The following is a 15418-nucleotide window of genomic DNA, read 5'->3' on the forward strand; positions in this document are numbered from 1 at the left end:
CCTATGCGCTCGGCGCCTCGGCCGGAATCTCGCCGGGGTCCGCGGCCTCGGCCTCAGGGATGTCGGCCGGCTCCCCCTGCAGGTGCCGGTGGATCGTCTGGGCCAGCTTGGGGCCGATGCCCGGCAGCTCCTCGATCTGCGCCACCGTGGCGCCGCGCAGCGCCGCGACGGACCCGAAGTGGCGCAGGAGCGCCTTGATGCGCGCCTCGCCGAGCCCCGGCACCTCGCTCAGGACGCTGCGGATGTCGCGCTTGCGACGCCGCCGCTGGTGCGAGATCGCGAACCGGTGCGCCTCGTCGCGCAGGCGCTGGACGAGGTAGAGCGCCTCGCTCGTGCGCGGCAGGATGACCGGGAAGTCGTCGCCGGGCAGCCAGATCTCCTCGAGGCGCTTGGCGATGCCGCACAGCGCGATCTCCTCGTGCCCGGCCTCGCGCAGCGCGCGCGCCGCGGCCTCCACCTGGGGACGGCCGCCGTCGACGATCAGCAGCTGCGGCGGGTACGCGAAGCGCCGGCGCCGGCGGGCCTGCGACTCCTCCCCTGCCTCGGCCTCGGCGGTCTCGTCGGGCTCCGGCCGGTCGAGGTGCGCGAGCCGCCGCGTCAGCACCTGGTGGATCGAGTCCGTGTCGTCGGTCGTGTGCGCGATCGAGAACGAGCGGTACTGGTCCTTGCGGGGCAGCCCGTCCTCGAACACCACCATGGAGCCCACGACGTTCGTGCCCTGCAGATGCGAGATGTCGAAGCACTCGATGCGCAGAGGCGCCTCGGACATCCCCAGCGCCTCCTGCAGGTCGGCGAGCGCCTGAGTGCGGGCGGCGTAGTCGCTCGTGCGCCGGGTCTTGTGCCGCAGTAGCGCCTGCTGCGCGTTGAGCGTGGCGTTGCGCAGCAGCTCGGCGCGCGGGCCGCGCTGGGCCACGGCGATCTCGACCGCCCTGCCGCGGCGGCTGCGCAGCCACTCCTCGAGCTCGTGCGCGTCGGGCGGGAGCACGGGCACGAGCACGCGCCGCGGGATGTCGGCGGGCGCCGCGTCGCCGTAGGCGCGCTGCAGGATCTGATCGACCAGATCGCCGCCCGAGATGTCGAGCTCCTTGTCGATCGTGGTCGAGGTCACGCCTCGCACGCGGCCGCCCCGGATGACGAACCGGTGGACCGCCGCGGAGAGCTCGTCCTCCGCGATGCCGAAGAGGTCGGCGTCGGCGTGCTCCGGAAGCACGAGCGCGCTCTTGTTGAGCACGGCCTCGATCGACGCGAGCTTGTCGCGCAGCACGGCCGCCTGCTCGTAGTCCATGGCCGCGGCCGCGGCCTTCATCCGCGCCGTGAGGTCGCGCGTGAAGCGCTCGTCGCCGCCGTTCATGAAGGCGATGAAGTCGTCGACGATCGCCCGATGCTCCTCGATCGTGACGCGATGCGAGCACGGCCCGCCGCACTTGCCGATCTGACCCGGGAAGCACGGCCTGCCGGTCTGCATCGCGCGCTTGTAGGACGAGTCGCTGCAGGTGCGGATCGGGAACACCTTGATCATCAGGTCGATCGTGTCGTGCACGGCCCAGACCTTGGGATACGGGCCGAAGTACTTCGCGCCGGGGATGCGGCGGTTGCGCGTGACCATGACGCGGGGCGCCTCGTCGCCGAGCGTGATGGCCATGAACGGGTACGACTTGTCGTCCCGGTACCGCACGTTGTACGGCGGATCGAACTCCTTGATCCACTGGTACTCGAGCTGCAGCGAGTCGACGTCGGTCGGCACGACCGTCCACTCGACGGACGAGGCCGTGGTGACCATGCGTCGCGTGCGCTCGTGCAGCGTGTGCAGCGGCGCGAAGTAGTTCGACAGCCGCTGGCGCAGGTTCTTGGCCTTGCCGACGTACAGCACCCGCCCCTGCGCGTCACGGAACCGGTAGACCCCCGGGTTGGTGGGGATCTCCCCCGGCTTCGGCTTGTAGGGAAGCTGCCCCGACATGCCTACCCGGCCTTGCGGTGGCGCTCGCGCATGCCGAGCACCTCCGCGAGGAACGCGCCGGTGTGACTGCCCTCGACCTCGGCGACCTGCTCCGGGGTGCCCGTCGCGATGATCTGCCCACCGCCCGAGCCGCCCTCGGGGCCGAGGTCGATGATCCAGTCGGCCGACTTGATCACGTCGAGGTTGTGCTCGATCACGATGACCGTGTTGCCCTTCTCGACCAGGCTGTCGAGCACCTCGAGCAGGCGGCGCACGTCCTCGAAGTGAAGACCCGTTGTGGGCTCGTCGAGCACGTACACGCTGCGGCCGTTGCTGCGGCGCTGGAGCTCGGTGGCGAGCTTGACGCGCTGCGCCTCGCCGCCCGACAGGGTCGTCGCCGACTGACCGAGGCGCACGTAGCCGAGCCCGACGTCGACGAGCGTCTTCATGTAGCGGTGGATGGCCTGGATGGGCTCGAAGAACTCGGCCGCCTCGGCGATCGACATCTCGAGCACCTCGGCGATGTTCTTGCCCTTGTAGTGCACCTGCAGCGTGTCGCGGTTGTACCGCTTGCCGTGGCAGACCTCGCAGTCGACGTACACGTCGGGCAGGAAGTTCATCTCGATCTTCAGGGTGCCGTCGCCCGAGCACGCCTCGCAGCGGCCGCCCTTGACGTTGAAGCTGAACCGGCCGGCCTGGTAGCCGCGCACCTTCGCCTCGGGCGTCTCGGCGAACAGGTTGCGGATCCGGTCGAACACGCCCGTGTACGTGGCCGGGTTCGACCGCGGGGTGCGGCCGATCGGCGCCTGGTCGACGTGGACGACCTTGTCGAGGTGCTCGAGGCCCGTGACGCGCGTGTGCTTGCCCGCGACCCGGCGCGCGCCGTTGAGACGCGTGGCGAGGACCTCGTAGAGGATGTCGTTCACGAGCGTCGACTTGCCCGAGCCGCTCACGCCCGTGACGGCCGTCAGCACGCCGAGCGGGAACTCGGCGGTGACGTCGCGCAGGTTGTTCTCGCGGGCCCCCACGACCGTCAGCATGCGCTTGCGGTCGATGCGGCGGCGCTTGGACGGCACGGGGATCTCGCGGCGCCCCGAGAGGTAGTCGCCCGTGATCGAGGTCTTGTCCGCGAGCAGCTGCTTGTAGGGGCCGGAGTGCACGACCTCGCCGCCGCCCTCGCCCGCCCCGGGACCGATGTCGACGATCCAGTCGGCCGCCTCGATGGTCTCCTCGTCGTGCTCCACGACCACGAGAGTGTTGCCGAGGTCGCGCAGCGTGATGAGGGTCTCGATGAGCCGGCGGTTGTCGCGCTGGTGCAGGCCGATGGACGGTTCGTCGAGCACGTACAGCACGCCGGTCAGGCCCGTGCCGATCTGGGTCGCCAGGCGGATGCGCTGCGCCTCGCCGCCCGACAGCGAGCCCGCGCTGCGGCTGAGCGTGAGGTAGTTGAGGCCCACCCGGATCAGGAAGTCGAGGCGCACGCGGATCTCGCGCAGCACCTGCGCGGCGATGTGGGCCTCGCGGTCCGTCAGCGTGAGCAGCTCCATGAACGCGCGCGCGTCGTCGAGGCTGAGGTGCGACACCTCGGCGATCGAGCGGTCGTGCACCTTGACCGCGAGCACCTCGGGCTTGAGGCGGTCCCCATCGCACGCGGGGCACGGCACCTCGCGGAGGTACTCGGCCCAGCGCTGCCGCTGGCTGTCGCTCTCGGCCTGCGACCACTGCCGCTCGATGTACGGGACGACGCCCTCGAAGCCGCTCGCGTAGCGGACCTCGCGTCCCCAGCGGTTCTTGTAGCGGACGTTGACGTTGTAGCCCTCGCCGTACAGCACGGCGTCCTTGACCGACTCGGGCAGCGCGCGCCACGGGGTGTCGAGCGAGAAGTTCAGGTCGTGCGCGAGGCCCACCAGCAGGCGCTCGTAATACTGGAACAGCCCCTTGCCCTGCGTCGTCCACGGGACGATGACGCCCTCGCGGATCGAGAGCTCCTCGTCGCCCAGCATGAGCTCGACGTCGACCGACATCCGGGTGCCGAGGCCCGAGCAGGCGGGGCACGCGCCGAACGGCGCGTTGAACGAGAACGTGCGCGGCTCGATCTCGGTCAGCTGCAGCGCGTGCCCGTTGGGGCACGACAGCTTCTCGGAGAACGACTGCCACGCGTCCTCGCCCTCCTCGTCGACGAAGTTCACCTGCAGCACGCCCCCCGCGAGGCCCAGCGCGGTCTCGACCGAGTCGGTGATGCGTCCGAGCATGTTCTCGCGCGAGACGAGGCGGTCGACCACGACCGAGATGTCGTGCTTGTAGCTCTTCTTGAGCACGGGCGGCTCGGACAGCTGGATCAGGTCGCCGTCGACGATCGCGCGCGAGTAGCCCTTCGCGCCGAGCTCCTTGAAGAGGTCGACGAACTCGCCCTTCTTCTGCGACACGACCGGCGCGACCACCTGGTAGCGGGTGCCCTCGGGAAGCGCGTTCAGCTGATCGGCGATCTGCTGCACCGTCTGTCGCTGGATCCGCTCGCCGCACTCCGGGCAGTGCGGGACGCCGATCCGCGCCCAGAGCAGGCGCATGTAGTCGTAGATCTCGGTGATCGTGCCGACGGTCGAGCGCGGGTTGCGGTTCGTCGACTTCTGATCGATCGAGACCGCCGGGCTGAGGCCCTCGATGAAGTCCACGTCCGGACGGTCGACCTGACCCAGGAACTGGCGCGCGTACGCGCTCAGCGACTCGACGTACCGGCGCTGCCCCTCGGCGAAGATGGTGTCGAACGCGAGACTCGACTTGCCGGACCCGGACAGGCCCGTGAACACGACCATCGAGTGGCGCGGGATCTCGAGGTCGACGTTCTTCAGATTGTGCACGCGGGCACCGCGCACACTGATCTTTCCGGGGCTGGAGACGGGGACGATCGGCACCGTTCCAGTCTAGGTGGGGCCTCCGACACGGGATCCGAGAGCCCCGCGCCCACAGGCGAACCCCAGGCTAGGCGACCGGCTCGAAGCGCCCGGTGAAGGGCTTGATCGCGTCGCGGATCTCGGACACCTGGTCGATCGACATGCCGAGGCGGGCGAGCACCTTGCCGGGCACCAGGAGGGCTTGCTCGCGGAGGGCCTGTCCCTTGTCCGTCAGCTCGATGTCGAGGCGGCGCTCGTCGTCCGCGCGGCGCGAGCGGTGGATGAGCCCCTGCGCCTCGAGGCGCTTGACGAGCGGCGAGGCCGTCGCCGGGTCCATCGCGAGCTCGTCGGCCAGCTCGCTGAGCGTGCGCGGCGACTTCTCCCACAGCGCGAGAATCACGAGATACTGCGGGTGCGTGAGCCCCATGGGCTCGAGGACCGGGCGATAGATCGACACGACGTTGCGCGCCGCCGTCACCATCGCGAAGCAGAGCTGGCGCTCCAGCTTGAGCAGGTCGTCGGCGGCGATGTCCATAGTTGCCATGGTCCCCCTCAACCTTTCGTGTGCCCCGGATCATCCCGCCCGGCTCGGGGCGAGTCGAGTTCCCCGCACCGCGGCCCGGAGCGATTCAGTCTTAGTACACTCACCGTTATGACAGAGAAGACCACATGGCGCAAGAGGGTGCGCGATGCCGGCGGTCTGTATCAGTGGGCGAACGCCACGCTCATCCGGCTGGCGGGTCCGCCCCAGCTCAGCCCGAACGTCCCGCGCGACCGCGGCGGGGATCCGTGCGCTCACTGCGGTCGCCCCCGGCGGGACCATCGCCCGGAGGGCGAGACGCTGCTCTGCCCGGAGGGCTGACGCCGGTCAGGCGTGGCCGGCCTTCTCCATCTGGCGAAGCTCCCGCTTGAGGTCCTGCACCTCGTCGCGCAGGCGGGCCGCGAGCTCGAACTTGAGCTCCTCGGCCGCCGACAGCATCTGCTGGGTCAGGTCGGCGATCGCCTCCTCGAGCTGCTGCGCCCCCTCGGCCGCGATCCCCTCGCGCTTCTTGATCGGCGTCGGGGTCTTGCCCTTGCCGCTCTTCAGGCGTGACGCGTCGCGCTTCGACAGCAGCGCGTCGGTGTCGGCGCCCTCGCGCGCCAGCTGATCCGTGATGTCCGCGATGCGCTTGCGCAGCGGCTGCGGGTCGATCCCGTTCTCGCGGTTGTACGCGATCTGGATCTCGCGGCGCCGTTCGGTCTCCTCGATCGCGTTGCGCATCGAGTCCGTCATGGTGTCGGCGTACATGTGCACCTGACCGGACACGTTGCGCGCGGCGCGGCCGATCGTCTGGATCAGCGACGTGCCCGAGCGCAGGAAGCCCTCCTTGTCGGCGTCCAGGATGGCCACGAGCGAGACCTCGGGAAGGTCGAGGCCCTCTCGCAGCAGGTTGATTCCGACGAGCACGTCGTACACGCCCTGCCGCAGCTCGGTGAGCAGCTCGACGCGGCGCAGGGTGTCGACGTCCGAGTGCAGGTAGCGCACCCGCACGCCGTGCTCGCCGAGGAAGTCCGTGAGCTCCTCGGCCATCTTCTTGGTCAGCGTCGTGACGAGCACGCGCTCGTCGCGGTCCACGCGGATCCGGATCTGCTCGAGCAGGTCGTCGATCTGCCCCTTGGACGGCTTCACGACGATCTCGGGGTCGACGAGGCCGGTCGGACGGATGATCTGCTCCACGACGCCGTCGGCGACGCCCATCTCGTACTTGCCCGGCGTGGCGGACAGGTACACGGTCTGGCCGATCCGGTTCTTGAACTCGTCCCAGCGCAGCGGCCGGTTGTCCATCGCACTGGGCAGGCGGAAGCCGTGCTCGACCAGCGTCCGCTTGCGCGACGCGTCGCCCTCGTACATCGCCCCGATCTGCGGCACGGTGACGTGCGACTCGTCGATCACCAGGAGGAAGTCGTCGGGGAAGAAGTCCAGCAGCGTGTGCGGCGGCTCCCCCGGGCCGCGTCCGTCGAGGTGACGCGAGTAGTTCTCGATGCCCGAGCAGAAGCCGAGCTGCTGCAGCATCTCGAGGTCGAAGGTCGTGCGCATCCGCAGACGCTGGGCCTCGAGAAGCTTCCCCTGCGACTCGAGCTCCTTGAGGCGCTCCTCGAGCTCGTGCTCGATGGTCTTGATGGCGCGCTGGATCGTATCCGTGCCCGCCGCGTAGTGGGTGGCCGGGAAGATCGCGACGGCGTCGAGCCTCTCGATAACGTCACCCGTGAGCGGGTGGAGCTTGTAGAGCGCCTCGATCTCGTCGCCGAACAGCTCGATCCGGATCGCGTGCTCCTCGTAGACGGGGATGATCTCGATCGTGTCGCCGCGCACGCGGAAGTTGCCGCGGGAGAAGTCGACGTCGTTGCGGTTGTACTGCATCGCGATGAACTGCCGGATGAGCGCGTCCCGGTCGTACCGCTCCCCCACCTGCAGCGCGACCAGGGCGCGCAGGTACTCCTCGGGCGAGCCGAGGCCGTAGATGCACGACACGGTGCTGACCACCACGACGTCGCGGCGGCTCAGCAGCGAGTTCGTCGTCGAGTGGCGCAGGCGCTCGACCTCGGCGTTGATCGACGAGTCCTTCTCGATGAAGGTGTCCGTCTGCGGCACGTAGGCCTCGGGCTGGTAGTAGTCGTAGTACGACACGAAGTACTCGACCGCGTTGTTCGGCAGCAGGTCGCGGAACTCGTTCGCCAGCTGCGCCGCGAGCGTCTTGTTGTGCGCCATCACGAGCGTCGGGCGCTGCACCTGCTCGATCAGCCAGGCGGTGGTCGCGGACTTGCCCGTTCCGGTCGCGCCGAGCAGGACCACGTCGGTCTCGCCCGCGTTGATGCGGGCCGCGAGCTCGGCGATCGCCTTCGGCTGGTCGCCGGACGGCACGTACTCGCTGACCACCTCGAACGGGCGCACGCTTCGGGTCGTCTGCATGGATTCCAGCCTAGGAGGGGCCACGGACACGCGGCCCGCGGCGACGGCGCTCGCGGCGGACGCTCAGCCGTCGATCGCGCCGAGGGCCTCCCCAACGAGCACGCCGTCGCCCGCCTGCGCCGCGTGACGCAGCGTGCCCGCGCGGTGGGCGGGCACCCGGGTCTCCATCTTCATCGCGTCGATGACCGCGACGTCCTCCCCAGCGGCGACCGAGGCGCCGTCGTCGGCGAGCCATCGCACCAGCGTGCCGGGCACGGGTGCGACCAGCTCCGCCGGGTCCGCCTCCTCCCCCTCGACCGAGTCCCCGACCCCCGCCGACGCCGACGGCGCGCCGAGGCCGCCGAGCAGCGCCGCGGGCAGGCCGAGCACGACGCGCCGTCCGTCCAGCTCGATCGGGAAGCGAAGCAGCTCGTCCGCCGCGACCGGCTCCGGGCGCGCCTGCGCGTCGAGCCGCGGCATCAGCTCGGACTCGATCCACTGCGTGTGCACGGCGAACCCGGCGGTCGTGAACGCCGGGTCGTCGATCAGCTCCCGCGCGAACGGCGCGACGGTGGCGACGCCCTCGACGCCGAGCTCGCGCAGGGCCCGCCGGGCGCGCACGATCGCCGCGTCCCGATCCGCCGCATGCACGATCAGCTTCGCGATCAGGGAGTCGAATGCGGGCTGGACTGCATCGCCGGCCTCGAGACCGCCGTCCCAGCGCACGCCCGGGCCGCCGGGCACCCTCAGCGCCGACACCCGGCCGGGACTGGGCAGGAACCCGCGGCCGGGGTCCTCCGCGTTGATCCGGAACTCGATCGCATGGCCGACGGGCTCCGGGGTGGAGCGGAACGTCATCCCCTCACCGGCCGCGATGCGCAGCTGCTCCCGCACCAGGTCCACGCCGGTCACGGCCTCCGTGACCGGGTGCTCGACCTGGAGGCGCGTGTTGACCTCGAGGAACGAGATGACGCCGTCCGCGCCCATCAGGAACTCGACCGTGCCCGCCCCGCGGTACGACACCGCGGCGCAGATGTCGCGTGCGGCGTCGTGGATGCGGCGCCTCTGCTCCTCGGTCAGCCCGGGCGCCGGCGCCTCCTCGACGAGCTTCTGGTTGCGACGCTGCAGCGAGCAGTCCCGGTCGCCGACCACGACGACCCCGCCCTCGCCGTCGCCGAGCACCTGCGCCTCGATGTGGCGCGGACGCTCCAGGAACCGCTCGACGAAGCACTCCCCGCGGCCGAAGGCGGCCACCGCCTCGCGCGACGCGGAGGCGAACGCCTCGGCGACATCCTCCATCCGGCGGGCGACCTTGAGGCCGCGGCCGCCGCCGCCGAACGCCGCCTTGATGGCGATCGGCAGGCCGTGCTCGGTCGCGAACGCGACGGCCTCCTCCGCCGACGCGAGCGGCCGGTCGGTGCCCGCCACCAGCGGCGCCCCGACGCTCTGGGCGATCCGGCGGGCCGTGATCTTGTCCCCGAGGCTCTCGATGCTCTCGGGCGTGGGGCCGATCCAGATGAGACCCGCCTCCTCGACGGCGCGCGCGAACGCGGCGCTCTCCGAGAGGAAGCCATACCCCGGGTGCACCGCGTCGGCGCCGGCGGCCCGCGCGGCGGCGATCAGCCGGTCGATCGAGAGATAGCTGTCGGCCGGCGTGGTGCCGCCCAGTCCCTGCGCCTCGTCGGCCAGACGCACGTGCAGCGCGTCGGCGTCCTGATCCGCGTACACCGCGACGGATGTCATCCCCGCCTCGGCGAGTGCCCGGATGACCCGCACGGCGATCTCGCCCCGGTTGGCGATCAGCACCTTCTGCACATCAGGCTCCTGTCTGGTCATGTGCGCCGCGCTGAGGTGCGACGGCTCGGAAGCGGATGCGGACGCCGGGCGGCAGCTGGCCGGCCAGGTCCAGGTCGGCGTCGATCACGGCGCCGATGATCGGGTAGCCGCCCGTCAGCGGATGGTCCGGCAGGAACAGCACGGGCTGCCCGTCCGGCGGGACCTGGATCGCGCCGGTCACGGCTCCCTCGCTGGGAAGCTCGCCGGGGACCGCGCGCTCCAGCGGCACGGTGCCCGCGAGCCGGATGCCGACGCGGTCCGACCGCGGCGTGACCGTCCACTCCTGCTCGAGGAGCGTGCGCACGCCGGCGGCCGTGAACCAGTCATCGCGTGGCCCGAGCACGACGCGGAGGTCGACGACCTCGCCGGCGACGGGAAGGGGGTCGCGCGGAGCCGGCACCGGCTGCACGGCGGCGGAACCCGCGCGGGGGCCGTGGAGCGGGATGACCATGCCCGCGGCGAGCGGGGCGCCGCCGAGCTCCATGGGCCCCACACCGGCGAGCGTGTCGCTGGACAGGCTGCCCAGGGCCGGCGAGAGGTCGATGCCCCCTCGCACCGCGATCACCGCGCGCAGCCCATCCCGTGCGTGGCCGAGGCGCAGCTCGTCCCCACTCTCGACGGACGCCGGCGCCCCGTGCGGCACGGGCAGCTCGACCCCGTCCGTCCTGGCGATCACGGCATCCGCGCGGGCCCCTGTCACGGCGACGACCCCCGGGCCGCGGAAGCGGAGCACGGCGCCGCCTCCGGCCAGCTCGAAGGCGGCCGCGCCGGGACGATTGCCGACGGCGACGTTCGCGTCGCGAAGGGCCCTGCGGTCGGCGACCCCGGACGCCGAGACCCCGAGCGCAGCGTGCCCGGGACGCCCGAGATCCTGGATCACCAGCTGCAGGCCCGGGCGCACCACCTCGACGGCGAAGGGGCCGTGGTGCGGCGCGGGTGGCGCCGGAGGCGGGAGCTCGACGCGCTCCCGTGACGCACGCTCGAACCGCACCACGGCGCCGGGCTCGAGCAGGGCCGGAGGCTCCCGACGCAGGTCCCACATGACGGCGTCCGTGCGTCCGATGAGCTGCCAGCCGCCGGGGCTCTCTCGCGGATACACACCGGAGAAGTGCCCCGCGAGCCCCACGGACCCGGCCGGGATGCGCGTGCGCGGGGACGAGCGGCGCGGAACGTCGAAGATCGGATCGTCGCCCACCAGGTACCCGAACCCGGGCGCGTACCCGGTGAACGCGACGCGCCAGGTCGCCCCGAGATGCCGCGCCACGACCTCGTCGGCCGGGATCCCCAGATGGCGCGCCACCTCGTCGAGGTCCTCGCCGTCGTACCGGACGGGCAGCGTCACGGTGCCGGCCGCGACCGCCGCGGCCCGCGTGGCGCTCAGGGCCGCGATCCGCGTGCGCAGCTCGGTGCCGGTGATCGCGAGCGGGTCGAAGCGCACGAGCACCGTGCGCGCCGCCGGCACGAGCTCGTGCACACCGGGCAGCCCGGCGGCGAGGAGCGCAGCATGCAGGCTCATGGAGCCCTCGAGGTCATCCTCCTCGACCAGCAGCGCCCGGTCCGAGGCGGAGAGGACCCGCCTCACGCGAGGTACTCCGAGTCCGGCACGTCCGTCACGAACATGTGCCCGGGCGCGTGCGTCAGCGCGAACGGAGGACGCGACGCCATGATCGCCGCCTGCGGCGTCACGCCGCACGCCCAGAACACGGGGACCTCTCCGTCGCGCATCTCGGGCGCGTCGCCGAAGTCCGGTCGTCCGAGATCCGTCACTCCGAGCGCCGCCGGGTCGCCCACGTGCACGGGCGCCCCGTGCACCGCGGGATACCGGCCCGAGATCCTCACCGCGTCGGCCACCCGGTCCGCCGCCACCGGTCGCATGGAGACGACCATCTCGCCCCGCAGCCGCCCGGCCGGAAGGCACTGCCGGGAGGTGCGGTACATCGGCACGTTCCGTCCGAGCTCGCGGTGACGGATCGGGATGCCGGCGTCGGTCAGGCCCGCTTCGAACGTGAAGCTGCAGCCGATCAGGAAGGACACCAGATCCGGGTGCTCCGCCCAGGCGGCGGACGCATCGCTCGTCTCCTCTGCGAGCTCCCCGTCGCGCCACACCCGGTAGGCGGGGAGGTCCGTCCGCAGGTCCGATCCCGGCGCGAGCGTCGACTCGACGGCGCCGGCGTCGAGCACCTCCAGGACGGGACAGGGCTTGGGGTTCCGCTGGGCGAACAGGAGCACGTCGTACGCCCAGTCCGCCGGCACGGCGATGAGGTTGGCCTGGACGAGACCGTGCGCGACGCCGCTCGTGGGGGCGACGAGACCGCCGCGGTAGGCCGCGCGGGCGGCGCGCGCCTCGTCGACGACCGCACGCGTCATCGCGCTCCCTCCGCGAACGGCGCGATCCGGATGCCCCCGCTCTCGAGCAGCGCCCGCGTAGCAGCCGCCATCGCGATGGCGCCCGCGCTGTCGCCGTGCACGCAGATCGAATCCGCGCGCACCCGCACGTCGGTGCCGTCGATCGCTCGGATCACCCCCTCGCGTGCAAGGCGCAGCATGCGCGTCGAGACCTCGTCGGGGTCGTGCAGCACGGAGCCTGCCTCGCTGCGCGAGACCAGGTCCCCGGAGGGCGTGTAGGCGCGGTCCGCGAACGCCTCCGCAGCGGTCGCGAGCCCGGCCCGCTCGGCGACGTCGAGGACGACACCGCCTGCCAGTCCGAGCAGCACGAGCGACGGGTCCACGGCCCGGACCGCGGCGACGACGTCGCGCGCCTGCCGCTCGTCGCGCGCGATCGTGTTGTAGAGCGCGCCGTGCGGCTTGACGTAGCGGACGCGCCCGCCGACCCCGGCCGCCAGGCCGAGCAGCGCGCCGAGCTGGTACTCGACGTGGGCCTGAAGCGTCGCGGAGTCGACGTCCATGGCGTTGCGGCCGAAGCCCTCGTAGTCGCGGTAGCCGGGGTGGGCGCCGATCGTGACGCCGTGCGCGACGGCGGCTGCGAGCGTGTCGCGGATCCCCTCCGGGCTGCCGGCGTGGAACCCGCAGGCCACGTTCGCGCTCGTCACGATGCCGAGCATGGCCCCGTCGTCGGCCACGATCCGGTCGGGCGTGTTCTCACCGAGGTCGGAGTTGAGGTCGATCGACGTCACGGGTCAGCCGCCGATGCCGATGAACGCGAAGATCGGGCCGATCGAGACGGCTCCCATGTACCAGGTCAGCAGGGTGGCGAGCGTGCCCACGACGAGCAGCCAGACCGGGTAGCGGTAGCCGCCCAGGATGTCCCGCTGCCGGAACCAGCCGATGTACATGAAGATCGTCATGCCGATGGGGAGGATGAGCCCGTTGAAGCCGCCCACGAACACCAGGATGGCGGCGGGAGCCGCGCCGATGGCCAGGTAGAAGCCGAGCGAGACCACGATGAAGGCGACGGTCGTGATCTGCAGCGGCCATCCCGATCCGAGCTTCTTCGAGAAGGTCGAGATGAACGTCGCGGACGTGTACGCGGCCCCGATGACCGAGGTGATCGCCGCGGCCCAGAAGATCGCGCCGAAGATGCGGATGCCGGCGTCGCCGAGGACCGCGCCGAACGCCTGGCCGGCAGGGTTCGCCGCCTGGCTCGACAGGTCGAGGGTCACGCCGGAGGCGACGACGCCGAGGATCGCGAGGAAGAGCACATAGCGCATGACGCCCGTGACGAGGATTCCGCTGATCGACGCGCGATGCACGGACGCCACGTGCTCGGGGCCGGTCTTGCCGGACTCCAGGTAGCGGTGCGCTCCCGCGTAGGTGATGTACCCGCCGACCGTTCCGCCGACGATGGTCGTGATGGTGGCGAAGTTCAGCTCGTCCGGGACGAACGTCTGGCGCAGCGCGTCGCCGACGGGCGGCTGGGACACGATCGCGACGATGAGGGTCAGGACGATCATGACGATGCCGAGCACCATGACGACGGCGTCGACCACGCGCCCCGCGCGCTTGTAGAGGAAGATGCCGATCGCGAGGAGCGCCGAGAGCAGCCCTCCGATCTTGGCGTCGATGCCGAGCAGCGCGTTCAGGCCGAGGCCCGCGCCCGCGATGTTGCCGATGTTGAAGGCGAGGCCGCCGATCACGATGAGGGTCGCGAGCACATGCCCCGAGAACGGGATCGCCGAGTTCGCGAGATCGCCGGCGCGCTTTCCCGAGACCGTGATCATCCGCCACACGTTCATCTGCAGCGCGAAGTCGATCAGCACCGAGGCGAGGATCGCGAACGCGAACGCGGCGCCGAGCTGGGCGGTGAACGTGGCGGTCTGGGTGATGAAGCCGGGTCCGATGGCCGAGGTGGCCATCAGGAAGATCGCGCCGAGGATCGGTCCGCGACGCGAGCGGGCGAACGTCTTCGCCCGCTCGGCGGTGGTGGTCTCGCTCATGTCGTGCTCCTCTGGGGAAAGGGCCTGCGGGATGTGGGAAGCGGTCGCGGTGGGGCGCGCGACCTGATGTCGAACAACATCCCACGGATTGTTGAACAATCCAAGTCGTTTTTGTTTCAATCCTGTTGCGGCGCGCTCGCGGGCCCGCCGTAGGATTCCTGCATGCCCGCCCACGACGAGACGCTCGCCGACGTGCTGCGGCAGCGGATCATCGCCGGTGATTTCGCGCCCGGCACGCGGTTGTCGGAGACCTCGCTCTCCGAGTTCTTCGGCGTCTCGCGCAACACGCTGCGCGAGGCGTTCCGCGTCCTGGTCGAGCAGGGCCTGATCGAGCACATCCCCCATCGGGGCGCGTCCGTCGCGTCGCCCACGGTCGCCGACGTGATCGACATCTATCGCGCGCGTCGCACCATAGAACCCGCCGTGCTCGCCGCGGGGTCCCCGCTGCACCCTGCCGTGGACGCGATGCGCGACGCGGTCGAGGCGAGCGAGGCGGCCCTGTCCGCGAAGGACTGGCGGGCGGTCGGCACCTCCAACATGGCGTTCCACGCGGCCATCGTGGCGCTGGCGGACAGCCCGCGCCTCGGACGTCTGTTCCGCGACATCGCCGCGGAGCTCCGCCTGGCGTTCCTCGAGATCGACAGCCCCGAGGCGCTGCACGCCCCCTACGTGCCCCGGAACCGGGCCGTGCTCGAGGCATTCCTGACCGAAGGCGGACCGGCCGCATCCGACGAGCTGCACGCGTACCTCGTCCATTCCGAGCAGACCGTGCTCGGGGCGTTCACGCGGCTCGGACGCCGCTAACCCTCCGCCCGGAGCCGCTCCCACAGCGCGTCGGTCTGCACGAGCGTGTCGTCGAGGGATCCGGACGTGTCGATCACGACATCCGCGAGCTTCAGGCGCTCCTCGTCGGGCACCTGGTTGGCGATGCGCGCACGCGCCTCGTCCTCGCTCATGCCTCGGTGCTCCACCATGCGCGCGACGCGGACGTCGGCCGGCGCGTGGGCGACGACCACGGTGTCCCACTCCCCCGTGCCGCGCGCCTCCGCGAGCAGCGGCACGTCGTAGACCACGACGGCGCGAGGGTCCGCGTCGAACGCCGCGCGGAACCGCCGCTGCGACTCCGCCTTCACCGCGGGGTGGACGATGCCGTTGAGCGCCGCCAGCCGGTCGCGGTCGCCGAAGACGAGCGCACCGAGCGCGGCGCGGTCGAGCGCGCCGTCGGCGGTCAGCACACCGTCGCCGAACTCGGCCGCGATGGCCGCGAGCACCGGCGTCCCCGGCTGCTGCAGATCCCGCACGAGCGCGTCGGCGTCGATCACCACGGCGCCGTGCTCGGCGAGGCGGCGGGCGATCGTGGACTTGCCGGACGCGATTCCGCCGGTGAGCGCGACGAGGGGCATGCCAGCAGTCTGGCACGCCCCTTGCGCGC

11 protein-coding genes are annotated in these 15418 nt (G+C 71.4%); 1 reads left to right on the plus strand and 10 read right to left on the minus strand.

Annotated elements, in window-relative coordinates:
• Window position 1: 1 nt before the first annotated feature.
• The 9 genes from uvrC to ASD19_RS05460 all read right to left on the minus strand — a co-directional run bounded on the left by uvrC (window position 2) and on the right by ASD19_RS05460 (window position 13986).
• Window positions 2-1957: an excinuclease ABC subunit UvrC gene (gene uvrC, locus ASD19_RS05420; RefSeq protein ID WP_055989469.1), complete on the minus strand. Its 1956-nt coding sequence runs from the start codon at window positions 1955-1957 to the stop codon at window positions 2-4.
• Window positions 1958-1959: 2 nt separating this feature from the next.
• A complete protein-coding gene (uvrA, locus tag ASD19_RS05425) occupies window positions 1960-4848 on the minus strand; it encodes an excinuclease ABC subunit UvrA (RefSeq protein WP_055989472.1) in 2889 nt (962 codons plus the stop codon).
• Between the two features lie 67 nt (window positions 4849-4915).
• Complete coding sequence (locus ASD19_RS05430) at window positions 4916-5371, minus strand: MarR family winged helix-turn-helix transcriptional regulator (RefSeq protein ID WP_442922507.1); 456 nt, start codon at window positions 5369-5371, stop codon at window positions 4916-4918.
• 324 nt (window positions 5372-5695) lie between these two features.
• Window positions 5696-7777, minus strand: coding sequence for an excinuclease ABC subunit UvrB (gene uvrB / locus ASD19_RS05435; protein WP_055989478.1), 2082 nt, complete (start codon window positions 7775-7777; stop codon window positions 5696-5698).
• A gap of 63 nt (window positions 7778-7840) precedes the next feature.
• Window positions 7841-9592 carry an acetyl/propionyl/methylcrotonyl-CoA carboxylase subunit alpha gene (locus tag ASD19_RS05440; RefSeq protein WP_230667499.1) on the minus strand — a complete coding sequence of 584 codons (1752 nt, stop codon included), beginning with the start codon at window positions 9590-9592 and terminating at the stop codon, window positions 7841-7843.
• Window positions 9573-11174: an urea amidolyase family protein gene (locus tag ASD19_RS05445; RefSeq protein ID WP_055989484.1), complete on the minus strand. Its 1602-nt coding sequence runs from the start codon at window positions 11172-11174 to the stop codon at window positions 9573-9575. Before ASD19_RS05445 ends, ASD19_RS05440 begins: the two co-directional genes overlap by 20 nt.
• The gene (locus ASD19_RS05450) at window positions 11171-11959 is read right to left on the minus strand and encodes a putative hydro-lyase (RefSeq protein ID WP_055989487.1); all 789 of its coding nucleotides are present in this window, start codon (window positions 11957-11959) and stop codon (window positions 11171-11173) included. Before ASD19_RS05450 ends, ASD19_RS05445 begins: the two co-directional genes overlap by 4 nt.
• The gene (locus ASD19_RS05455; protein ID WP_055989490.1) at window positions 11956-12726 is read right to left on the minus strand and encodes a LamB/YcsF family protein; all 771 of its coding nucleotides are present in this window, start codon (window positions 12724-12726) and stop codon (window positions 11956-11958) included. The genes ASD19_RS05450 and ASD19_RS05455 overlap by 4 nt, the downstream gene beginning before the upstream one ends.
• Before the next feature lie 3 nt (window positions 12727-12729).
• A complete protein-coding gene (locus tag ASD19_RS05460; RefSeq protein WP_055989493.1) occupies window positions 12730-13986 on the minus strand; it encodes an NRAMP family divalent metal transporter in 1257 nt (418 codons plus the stop codon).
• A 162-nt stretch (window positions 13987-14148) separates the two neighbouring features.
• On the opposite strand from ASD19_RS05460, the gene ASD19_RS05465 reads away from it, so the two are divergent.
• Entirely contained in the window at window positions 14149-14790 is a 642-nt protein-coding gene (locus tag ASD19_RS05465; protein ID WP_055989496.1) for a GntR family transcriptional regulator, read from the plus strand.
• Here ASD19_RS05465 and coaE read toward each other — a convergent pair.
• The gene (gene coaE / locus ASD19_RS05470) at window positions 14787-15389 is read right to left on the minus strand and encodes a dephospho-CoA kinase (RefSeq protein ID WP_055989499.1); all 603 of its coding nucleotides are present in this window, start codon (window positions 15387-15389) and stop codon (window positions 14787-14789) included. The genes ASD19_RS05465 and coaE overlap by 4 nt on opposite strands.
• Window positions 15390-15418 lie beyond the last annotated feature (29 nt).

It is taken from the genome of Microbacterium sp. Root53 (genome assembly GCF_001426925.1).
Lineage (GTDB): Bacteria > Actinomycetota > Actinomycetes > Actinomycetales > Microbacteriaceae > Microbacterium.

Bases quoted from the DNA above. Each gene is read 5' to 3' on its own strand.
- ASD19_RS05430 (WP_442922507.1), bottom strand. From the start codon at position 5,371: ATGGCAACTATGGACATCGCCGCCGACGACCTGCTCAAGCTGGAGCGC.
- uvrB (WP_055989478.1), bottom strand. From the start codon at position 7,777: ATGCAGACGACCCGAAGCGTGCGCCCGTTCGAGGTGGTCAGCGAGTAC.
- uvrC (WP_055989469.1), bottom strand. From the start codon at position 1,957: ATGTCGGGGCAGCTTCCCTACAAGCCGAAGCCGGGGGAGATCCCCACC.
- ASD19_RS05465 (WP_055989496.1), top strand. From the start codon at position 14,149: ATGCCCGCCCACGACGAGACGCTCGCCGACGTGCTGCGGCAGCGGATC.
- ASD19_RS05440 (WP_230667499.1), bottom strand. From the start codon at position 9,592: ATGACCAGACAGGAGCCTGATGTGCAGAAGGTGCTGATCGCCAACCGG.
- ASD19_RS05450 (WP_055989487.1), bottom strand. From the start codon at position 11,959: ATGACGCGTGCGGTCGTCGACGAGGCGCGCGCCGCCCGCGCGGCCTAC.
- coaE (WP_055989499.1), bottom strand. From the start codon at position 15,389: ATGCCCCTCGTCGCGCTCACCGGCGGAATCGCGTCCGGCAAGTCCACG.
- ASD19_RS05460 (WP_055989493.1), bottom strand. From the start codon at position 13,986: ATGAGCGAGACCACCACCGCCGAGCGGGCGAAGACGTTCGCCCGCTCG.